The sequence below is a fragment of the Gilliamella sp. Fer4-1 genome, assembly GCF_001690515.1.
Taxonomy (GTDB): domain Bacteria; phylum Pseudomonadota; class Gammaproteobacteria; order Enterobacterales; family Orbaceae; genus Gilliamella; species Gilliamella apicola_C.
Genome location: NZ_LZGZ01000176.1, coordinates 1 through 8,763, shown reverse-complemented (window position 1 = coordinate 8,763; position 8,763 = coordinate 1). Strand labels below are relative to the sequence as shown.

The 8,763-nt window shown below is 35.4% G+C and carries 9 protein-coding genes and 1 pseudogene; 8 read left to right on the top strand and 2 right to left on the bottom strand.

The genetic code is table 11. The features are described from left to right. Together A9G30_RS06135 and A9G30_RS06130 are read left to right on the top strand one after the other, a co-directional pair. A pseudogene (locus A9G30_RS06135) lies at nt 1-300 on the top strand (hypothetical protein); the annotation flags it as partial. 32 nt (nt 301-332) lie between these two features. After that, nucleotides 333-1,187 carry a hypothetical protein gene (locus A9G30_RS06130; RefSeq protein WP_065588384.1) on the top strand — a complete coding sequence of 285 codons (855 nt, stop codon included), beginning with the start codon at nt 333-335 and terminating at the stop codon, nt 1,185-1,187. Nucleotides 1,188-1,257: 70 nt separating this feature from the next. Here the strand turns inward: A9G30_RS06130 and frdD are convergent, their stop codons facing one another. Both frdD and A9G30_RS06120 read right to left on the bottom strand, forming a co-directional pair. Further along, nucleotides 1,258-1,614, bottom strand: a complete 357-nt coding sequence (frdD, locus tag A9G30_RS06125) for a fumarate reductase subunit FrdD (RefSeq protein WP_065579691.1) — start codon at nt 1,612-1,614, stop codon at nt 1,258-1,260. A 14-nt stretch (nt 1,615-1,628) separates the two neighbouring features. Then, nucleotides 1,629-2,039, bottom strand: a complete 411-nt coding sequence (locus tag A9G30_RS06120) for a hypothetical protein (protein WP_065588383.1) — start codon at nt 2,037-2,039, stop codon at nt 1,629-1,631. 749 nt (nt 2,040-2,788) lie between these two features. Here A9G30_RS06120 and casA point away from each other — a divergent pair. The 6 genes from casA to cas2e are packed head-to-tail and all read left to right on the top strand — an operon-like array spanning nt 2,789 to nt 8,684. Further along, nucleotides 2,789-4,960, top strand: coding sequence for a type I-E CRISPR-associated protein Cse1/CasA (casA, locus tag A9G30_RS06115; protein ID WP_081295736.1), 2,172 nt, complete (start codon nt 2,789-2,791; stop codon nt 4,958-4,960). Between the two features lie 5 nt (nt 4,961-4,965). Beyond that, nucleotides 4,966-6,030 (top strand): type I-E CRISPR-associated protein Cas7/Cse4/CasC, encoded by a 1,065-nt coding sequence (cas7e, locus tag A9G30_RS06110; protein WP_065588381.1) that lies wholly within the window; start codon nt 4,966-4,968, stop codon nt 6,028-6,030. A gap of 13 nt (nt 6,031-6,043) precedes the next feature. After that, complete coding sequence (gene cas5e, locus A9G30_RS06105; RefSeq protein WP_065588380.1) at nt 6,044-6,787, top strand: type I-E CRISPR-associated protein Cas5/CasD; 744 nt, start codon at nt 6,044-6,046, stop codon at nt 6,785-6,787. Next, nucleotides 6,788-7,459: a type I-E CRISPR-associated protein Cas6/Cse3/CasE gene (cas6e, locus tag A9G30_RS06100; RefSeq protein ID WP_065588379.1), complete on the top strand. Its 672-nt coding sequence runs from the start codon at nt 6,788-6,790 to the stop codon at nt 7,457-7,459. Between the two features lie 11 nt (nt 7,460-7,470). Next, nucleotides 7,471-8,388, top strand: coding sequence for a type I-E CRISPR-associated endonuclease Cas1e (gene cas1e, locus A9G30_RS06095; protein WP_065588386.1), 918 nt, complete (start codon nt 7,471-7,473; stop codon nt 8,386-8,388). A gap of 2 nt (nt 8,389-8,390) precedes the next feature. After that, nucleotides 8,391-8,684: a type I-E CRISPR-associated endoribonuclease Cas2e gene (gene cas2e, locus A9G30_RS06090; protein WP_065566888.1), complete on the top strand. Its 294-nt coding sequence runs from the start codon at nt 8,391-8,393 to the stop codon at nt 8,682-8,684. Nucleotides 8,685-8,763 lie beyond the last annotated feature (79 nt).

Here is an 8,763-nt window from a genome sequence, read left to right as displayed (position 1 = left end):
AGTTACCTGTTTATTAGCCATGACTTAGCGCTGGTTTACTCAATGTGTCATCAAGTTGTTGTTATGAAAGAGGGTAGAATTATAGAGCAAGGCTCACGAGAAAAGATTTTCTATTCTCCTGAAGAAGAATACACCAAAGAGTTACTTTCTTTTTTAGATAAACCACCTCGTAGAGCGAGTAACACGTTGATAGATGAAAACAAAGAAGAAAAATTTACTCATCAAGATGACAGCCAATCAAGTAAAAAACAAGGTAAAAAAGTGAATTGGGATGATGCATTATTAATGGGCAAAAGGTAAAAGCATACAATAAATTATTCAGCAGGAACACGATGCAAAAACAAATACGATTTTTTTTATTAACATTCTGTTTATCACTCACATCAATAGACGCCATGGCGCTAACTTGTAGTGATAATCCTACTCAAAATACAGCGAATGCCAATAACTATATTTTTCAGATCCTTGATTATATTGATTCCCCTATACAAGGCATTAAACACGAGGTAAGAACATTAACCACTAAATTAACTACTGAAACTAACAGTACGAACGCTAAACATGCATTAGAATATGATACTAACGGAGAAATAATAAAAAGCCATTATGATCTTTATTTAGATAAAAACGTTCGAATCTATTCTGAACACCTACAAAAAAATAAATCGGGTTGGGAAAATATTATTGAAGATGTCGAAGATAAAACCAATAGCATTATCCAATTTAATACTGATGAACAAGGTAAAATTATTGTATCACAACAGACTAAAAAAGCGGTTGATTTCATTTTTTTTGAAACCGATAACTATGTTTACGATAGTAATAATTGCCTTATCAATAAAAATGTCCAATGGCAACTCAAAGAAGTTGATGAGAATGGCAAATATACAGGGAAAGAGCAAAAAGGAGCTTCAACCTACACATTTGAATACCAAACACACCAATTAGCGAAAGTGCGCTATCAATTTAGTAATAATATGCAAAACGAGAGTGATTTTTTGTATCAGTATGATAACAACCTTCATCGTTTAACAACTATAGAAACATCTTATCTATCTGCTGGTAAAGAATTAGCACATTATGTCACTCAATTTTTAACATTTAATGAAAAAAACGATTGGCTTACAGCCAAAAAATTTAAAAATAACAAACAAACTAATATTATTCGCGAAATTACTTATTATTAGTTTCCAAAAATAAAAAAAGCGTTAATTGATTAATAACGCTTTTTATTTTGTCGCAATTTTCAAATGCTTGCTATATCCGAATAAATAAGACATAAATGGCATGAACTGTCCATGCCAATGCTAAACCAAAAGTAAGTAGTTTTTCGCGTTTTGGGTGAATATTATACTTATGCAAAATGGTTAAAATTTGTTGTAATCCACACCAGATAGGTAGTGAAATCATCAAAAATAAAAAGATCTTGCCAAATTCCGTATTGGCTATTTTAAGAATATAAGAACGTGTTGCTGCATCACCAAAAGGGATGATAAATATCATAATTATTAGCACAATGGGATAAAAAACAGCCGCCCATGTACCCCCTAGCGCAAATAGCCCTTTTACAACTTTTCCATTGGTGCTTCTAGCTTGGATTTCTTGATTTTTCATTGATTAAATACCACTTATCTTAAGATAAATAACAGCAAATAGGCTGACACAAAAATTGTTGCTATCCACAACCCTATAATAATTAAATAAGCTTGTGATTTTTTAGCAGTACGATATAAAAATATCGTTTTAGGAATGGAATTAAACCAACAGATTGAATGAAAAATAGCAACCAACAATGCAATGCTATTGAGCACAATAGCAAAAGGACTACGTAAAAAGAAGATAAAGCGATAAAATTCGTCTTGTCCCATGGCATTGGTGTACATACAAATAACACCAAACATTAAAACTAAACTGACCCAAATCATTGAAAAGGGAACTAATTTATTAAGGATTGACAGAATTGAAGACTGTTCTTTAGGTGAATCAAGGCGCTCAGATGGACTGTTGCTGTTATCTAGATCATTATTTTTTTTAATCATAACATTTCTCAATGTGTGTAACATTATTATGTAATTGATGTTTCGAGTGGTTAGTATCTTATGCAATATTATAAACACTAAGCTATTGAAGCAGTCAAATTAAAGTCATGCATGATATCGGTTTTTCATGTAATAGCCTAGGCAGAAAGTGCGTTGAACCTGATCCAGGTTATCTGGCTATAAAATAAAAATCCCCACGAGAGTGGGGAACTGATTATAATTATTATTTACTATTGGTTTATCCCTATTCATATAGGGAACTATTTGATAAGATGAGCTATTTTATTATGATTAATTGTTTATTTTAATTTTTATTTACTATCTTGTTATTTTTGTTGACTCAACTAAGCTAGAATGTTAAATTAATAACACGCTATTCAGCTAGCTAAGTTTTAGCGCTGCATTTTATACTTGCAGAAGTAGAGTTCGCTAATTATATCAGCTTTGCTAATGTTATTCAATATAATCATTTTTTTAAAAGAGAAAAATAATCATGAAAATATTTAACATATTGTTTTATTTAGCAAAGACAATCTTAAGTACATTTTTAAAAATGTGCTTTTGTTGTAAAAACAAGCAAAAAGCAACAGATATAGAAATTCAATATTTTTGTTTCAATTTTAAAGTGAAAAAGAATAGCTTTGAAGATAAATAAAAAAACAAATTAAAAACGATAAGCTAAACAGTTAGTTTTCGCTTTATCGTTTTATTTTATTTAAAATTGCCAATAAAATAAAAAGGAGTGAGTTTTGTTCTGTTTATCTCTTCTAGACGAAAAATGGATCCCCGTGAGACATTTTAATGGTCAAATAAGTAAAATTAAGCCTAGCCAAATTGCTGACGAAACCATCTCCGATTTGGCCTATTTTAGACCTGACTTCCAAGGTGCTGCATACCAATTTCTTATCGGTTTGCTACAAACCACTTTTTCTCCTGAAGATAATGATGAATGGTTAGAATATTGGCATGAAGGTATTACTCAAGCACAATTAGATGAAGCATTCAAACCAGCTAAACAGGCCATGCAATTTGGTGAACATAAACCGGCATTTATGCAAGATTTTACGCCATTAGATGGTAATAAAGTACCAATATCGGGCTTATTGGTTGAAGCACCGGGTGAAAACGCATTAAAGAAAAATACTGACCATTTTATCAAACGTGATTTTGTCAAAGCGATCTGCCCACATTGTGCCGTTATGGCACTGTTTACTTTACAAACTAATGCGCCATCGGGAGGACAAGGGCACCGCGTTAGTTTGCGAGGCGGTGGGCCGATTACCACTTTAATGATGCCTGCACTCGATACATCAACACCATTATGGAAAAAGTTATGGCTAAATGTGATGCCTCTCGATGATGACGAAAAACCTCAACATTATGATGAAACTGTCTTCCCGTGGTTAAACAAAACAGTAACTAGCGAACCACCCAAAAATTTAAGTGTATTCCCTGAGCAAGCTAATTGCTGTCAAGCATATTGTGGGATGCCTCGCCGCATTGAGCTTGATTTTGAAAATACCACGCAAGGCGATTGTGACCTTTGTGGTGAAAAATCGCCCGAGCTTATTAGTCAGTATCAAACAAAAAATTACGGCGTCCAATATAAAAATTGGCGACATCCGTTATCACCTTATCGAACCGACAGTAAAACGGGGGAACCGATTGCGATTAAAGGCCAACCGGGAGGATTAATTTATCGTGATTGGTTAGGTATGGTGAGTACCAGTGACGAAACTCAGTCAGCCCGATTAGTTGCAGTTCATTATTCACGTGGATTGAGAGCTTCAGAAAAATATCATCTTTGGTGTTTTGGTTATGATTTTGACAATATGAAGGCTCGTTGTTGGTATGAACATACTTTCCCTGTTTATGCAATATTTGATGATTTGGATAGCGATATTAAAGAACTAATAACACTTGCGCTAGATTTCAGCAAAGATACCTTGCCAATACTCCGTAAAGCGATGAGTAGTATTAACAAGCAATCAAGCACCGTTGATATCGCTTATTGGAAGGAAACTGAAACGCCTTTTTATCAATATATTAAAAAATTGATTGAAGAGAAAGACAACCCAAATGGTCGCTTTCCTTTGTTATTCGATTGGACCAATACCTTATTGAAATATATCACACAAGTTTATGATAAAGCTGCTTTTGCTGACCCAGATCAACTAATGATTAGTTCTGAAAAAATCACCGCAAGAGACAAATTAATTAAAGATTTTAATAAACTGAGAAATATCAAAAAGATTAAAAATAACAAATCGTCTTGTTTGCATGTAGGGGAGAACAACATGTCAGGCACTATCCAAAAAAAGCTGATGATCTTAAATGATAACCATAAAAAGATCATCGATGAGTGGTTTTCTATGTTGCAGCTAAGGCAATGTACATTTAATGGTATTAGCTACAATGGACGTAAATTGCGAGCAGAATTACGTCGGAATGCACTATCTGAATTTATAATCTTACAAGAAGGCTATATGATTTTAGCCAAGGCGCTTATTCATAACGATAGTAAATTGGCGCAAACGGATGTTCAGTATCAAGCACTACAGATATTTGTCAATGCCGCTGCTTTTGCTGAAGCTAATAATGACAAAGCCCCATTTGCCGCACAATTAAGTGAAAAAATAAAAGGCAGTGAACGTAACTACTTATCTTCTCTACGGTTTCAACAACTTTTAGCAAGCCAAAACCCTGAAGAATTTTGTCGTCGCTTAATTCGTGCGGTAAAAATACGTGGCGAAAAAGGTGTTAACCTTATTTCACTTGCCGACGGCATCTTTTTATGGATGCAAGAGTGGTATGAGCGAGAGTATAAGCATAATTCATCAGCTAAAACTAATCCGTTTGAACGCCTTTCTTTTCGTTGGGCAATGGACTATTTTTCAACAAAAAATAATTCTAAGGAATAATCATCATGACTACATTTATTCAATTACACTTATTAACTGCTTATGCGCCTTCAAATTTAAACCGTGATGATTTAGGGCGACCAAAAACAGCCAAAATGGGCAACACCGATCGTTTACGTATCTCATCACAAAGTTTAAAGCGAGCTTGGCGAACCTCGGACTTTTTTTATCAATCATTAAGCGATCATATTGGTGTTCGCTCACGTCGTTTGGCTCGAGATTGGGTATATACGCCAATGATTGAGAGTGGTATTCCTGAAAAGATTGCTAAAGGAAGTGCCATCAAAATAGCGAGCCAGTTTGGTAAAGTAAAAAATGAAAAATCATCTAAAGATCCATTAGCTAGCCTAGATATTGAACAATTGGTGCATATTAGCAATAACGAGCAACAAGCAATCGAGCAATTAGTGGAATTATTGATTAGTGAAAAACGTGAACCTAGCGATGATGAAGTGAAATTACTGCGTAAAGAAAATAGTAGTGTTGATGTGGCATTATTTGGACGAATGTTAGCAGAGAGGCCAGCATTTAATATTGAAGCAGCGTGCCAAGTTTCTCACGCATTAGGTGTAAGTACGGTTACGATAGAAAATGATTTCTTTACTGCTGTTGATGATTTAAATAATAACGATGTTAACGCAGGTTCTGCACATCTGAATCAGCGAGAATTTGCTTCAGCACTATTTTACACCTATGTTTGTATCAGCCGTGATTTACTACTAGAGAATTTAAATGGTGATGAGGCATTAGTAGAAAAAAACTTAAAAGCTTTAACTGAATCGGCAACAAAAGTGGCTCCAACTGGTATGCAAAACAGTTTTGCCTCAAGAGCATATACCTCTTATCTATTAATAGAAAAAGGCTCCCAACAACCGCGCTCTTTAGCTGTGGCCTATTTTAACCCAATTCGTGGCCAAGATATGGTGAATGATGCGATTACTCGTTTAGAAGAGCAACGTGATAAATTTGATAAAGTGTATGGGCAATGTGCCGATAGCCGCTATATTCTCAACAGTGAAACAGGAGAAGGAACACTGAGCGCGGCATTAGATTTTGTTGCGCAAAAATAGGAGAGCGGACAAGATGATAAACCATCTTATTTTTCAGATTTATGCCCCTTTTACCTCATGGGGCGAACCGGCTGTTGGTGAAGTTCGCCACAGCAATATCATCCCTTCACGTTCGGCTTTATTAGGAATAGTGGCTGCTGCACTTGGTATAAGGCGTGATGATAAACAAATTGATAACTTTAATTTGCATTATCATTTTGCTATTCGTCCTTTTATTGCTAATAATAGTTGGTTTAGAGATTTTCAAACGGTACAAGCACCTAAAGCGAACAAAAAGCAAGTATGGCATACCCGTTTTGACGAAATACGAAAAAGCCCTCTTGAGCTAGAAACCTTATTATCACAGCGTGAATATTATAATGACGTTTATTATCAAATTGTCATGTCTGAAACCGACAAGGCGCCCTATCGTTTAGAGCAAATACAACAAGCATTACTTAAGCCCGTTTTTCCATTATATGCAGGCAGAAAAAACTCACCATTATCACTGCCATTATCGCCTATCTTGTGCCAAGGAACATTGAGCGATGCTTTTATTTTTGCCGATAAACATTACCAAGATTGCCATCGTCAAGATCCTGTTATCAATAAATTATTACAAGGCACTGCGGATGAATATTATTGGGAACAGAATAATCAAGAAGATCGATTTGATGTCATTAAAATTCAGTGCCGACAAGATCAACCAATAAATCGTCATCGATGGCAATTTATTAACCGTCAGCAGTTTTCAGGCAATTTAAAAGGGAGTGAATAGATGTATTTTTCTCGAGTTACGTTAAAACTGAATCGGCTTCATGATGTTTTACATCAGAAAATGCAAAATTCGGGACCTTATGCAATTCATCAATGGTTATGGCAACTCTTCCCTAATCAAGATAAACGCGCCTTTTTATTCCATGAGGAACAAATAGGTAAAGGTTATCAATACTATTTATTATCGGAAACCGAGCCACTTTCAAATCATGATCTATTTTCAATAGAAACTAAACCATATCAACCCAAATTAACTGTTGGAATGAGATTGATTTTTTCCTTACGAGCTAATCCTGTGGTATTTAAAAATGGTAAACGTAGTGATGTAATGATGAATGCTAAATATCTAGCAAAACAACAAGGTTTAAGCTCAAAAGAGATAAAAATCCGACAACATGATGCAGCAATCAACTGGTTAATAAAACAGAGTGAAACCAGAGGATTTTCATTATTAACAACGGATGATCAACAAGTAAATTGCACGGTAACCAGTTATAACCAACAGCAATTTAGTAAAAGAAATGATCTTAAACCGATTACTTATAGCACCGTTGATTATCAAGGGGTGTTAACGGTGACGGATACAGAATTGTTTTTGAACACAATTTATCGAGGTATTGGTAAAAGTAAAGGATTTGGTTGTGGCTTATTTTTGATAAAACATTATCAATAGGATGGGGTGCTATGGTTTATGTTCCTCTTAATCCTATTCCTTTAAAAAATAGAACCTCAATGATTTTTTTACAATATGGACAAATTGATGTTTTAGATGGGGCATTTGTATTAATCGATCAAACAGGTATTAGAACACATATTCCAGTAGGCTCTATAGCATGCATAATGCTTGAGCCTGGAACTCGCGTTTCACATGCCGCAGTCAAGTTAGCAGCAACGGTCGGAACCTTGCTAGTTTGGGTTGGTGAAGCTGGCGTAAGAATGTATTCATCAGGTCAACCCGGTGGAGCAAGATCTGACAAACTGCTTTATCAAGCTAAATTGGCTTTAGATGATAATTTACGTTTAAAAGTGGTTAAAAAGATGTTTGAATTGCGATTTGGTGAACTTGCACCTAGTCGTCGTTCGATTGAACAATTACGAGGAATTGAAGGCGCACGAGTGCGAGAAACCTATTCTTTATTGGCTAAACGTTATAACGTAAAATGGCATGGGCGAAAGTATGATCCCAAAGATTGGCAAAAAGGCGATACCATTAATCAATGTATAAGTGCAGCCACCTCTTGCTTATATGGCATTACGGAAGCCGCTGTCTTGGCAGCAGGCTATGCTCCAGCAATTGGCTTTGTGCATAGTGGCAAGCCACTATCATTTGTTTATGATATTGCTGATATTATTAAATTTGATACTGTCGTTCCCAAAGCTTTCGAAATCGCCGCAAAGAACAAGAGCGATCCTGATCGCGAAGTTAGAATTGCGTGTCGCGAAATTTTTAGAAGCCAGAAAACATTAGCAACATTAATTCCTCTTATTGAAGAAGTTCTGTCAGCCGGCGGCATTGAACCACCGCCACCTCCAGACAATGTTCAACCTCCCGCTATTCCCGAACCTCAATCTCTTGCCGATAGCGGTTTTAGGCGTCGCTAATAATGAGTATGTGTGTTGTTGTAACTGAAAATGTTCCAGCTCGATTACGAGGCCGTTTAGCCATTTGGTTACTTGAAATTAGGGCTGGGGTTTATATTGGTGATATATCAAGACCGATAAGAGAAATGATATGGCAACAAATTGTTAAACTCGCAGAAGACGGTAATGTTGTCCTTGCTTGGGCGACTAATACTGAATCAGGATTTGATTTTCAAACCTATGGTACAAATAGAAGAGTTCCGGTAGATCTTGATGGGCTACGCTTAGTATCATTTTTACCTATTAAAAATCAATAAGTTAATGTTCTTTAAAAATTAGAAAAATTTGGTAGAATTTAATAGCAGATATAAGTTTAAATAAAACAAATATCTATAT

Excerpts from the sequence above, each read along its gene's own strand:
- A9G30_RS06130 (WP_065588384.1), top strand. The coding sequence starts at position 333 with ATGCAAAAACAAATACGATTTTTTTTATTAACATTCTGTTTATCACTC.
- frdD (WP_065579691.1), bottom strand. The coding sequence starts at position 1,614 with ATGAAAAATCAAGAAATCCAAGCTAGAAGCACCAATGGAAAAGTTGTA.
- A9G30_RS06120 (WP_065588383.1), bottom strand. The coding sequence starts at position 2,039 with ATGATTAAAAAAAATAATGATCTAGATAACAGCAACAGTCCATCTGAG.
- cas7e (WP_065588381.1), top strand. The coding sequence starts at position 4,966 with ATGACTACATTTATTCAATTACACTTATTAACTGCTTATGCGCCTTCA.
- cas5e (WP_065588380.1), top strand. The coding sequence starts at position 6,044 with ATGATAAACCATCTTATTTTTCAGATTTATGCCCCTTTTACCTCATGG.
- cas6e (WP_065588379.1), top strand. The coding sequence starts at position 6,788 with ATGTATTTTTCTCGAGTTACGTTAAAACTGAATCGGCTTCATGATGTT.
- cas1e (WP_065588386.1), top strand. The coding sequence starts at position 7,471 with ATGGTTTATGTTCCTCTTAATCCTATTCCTTTAAAAAATAGAACCTCA.
- cas2e (WP_065566888.1), top strand. The coding sequence starts at position 8,391 with ATGAGTATGTGTGTTGTTGTAACTGAAAATGTTCCAGCTCGATTACGA.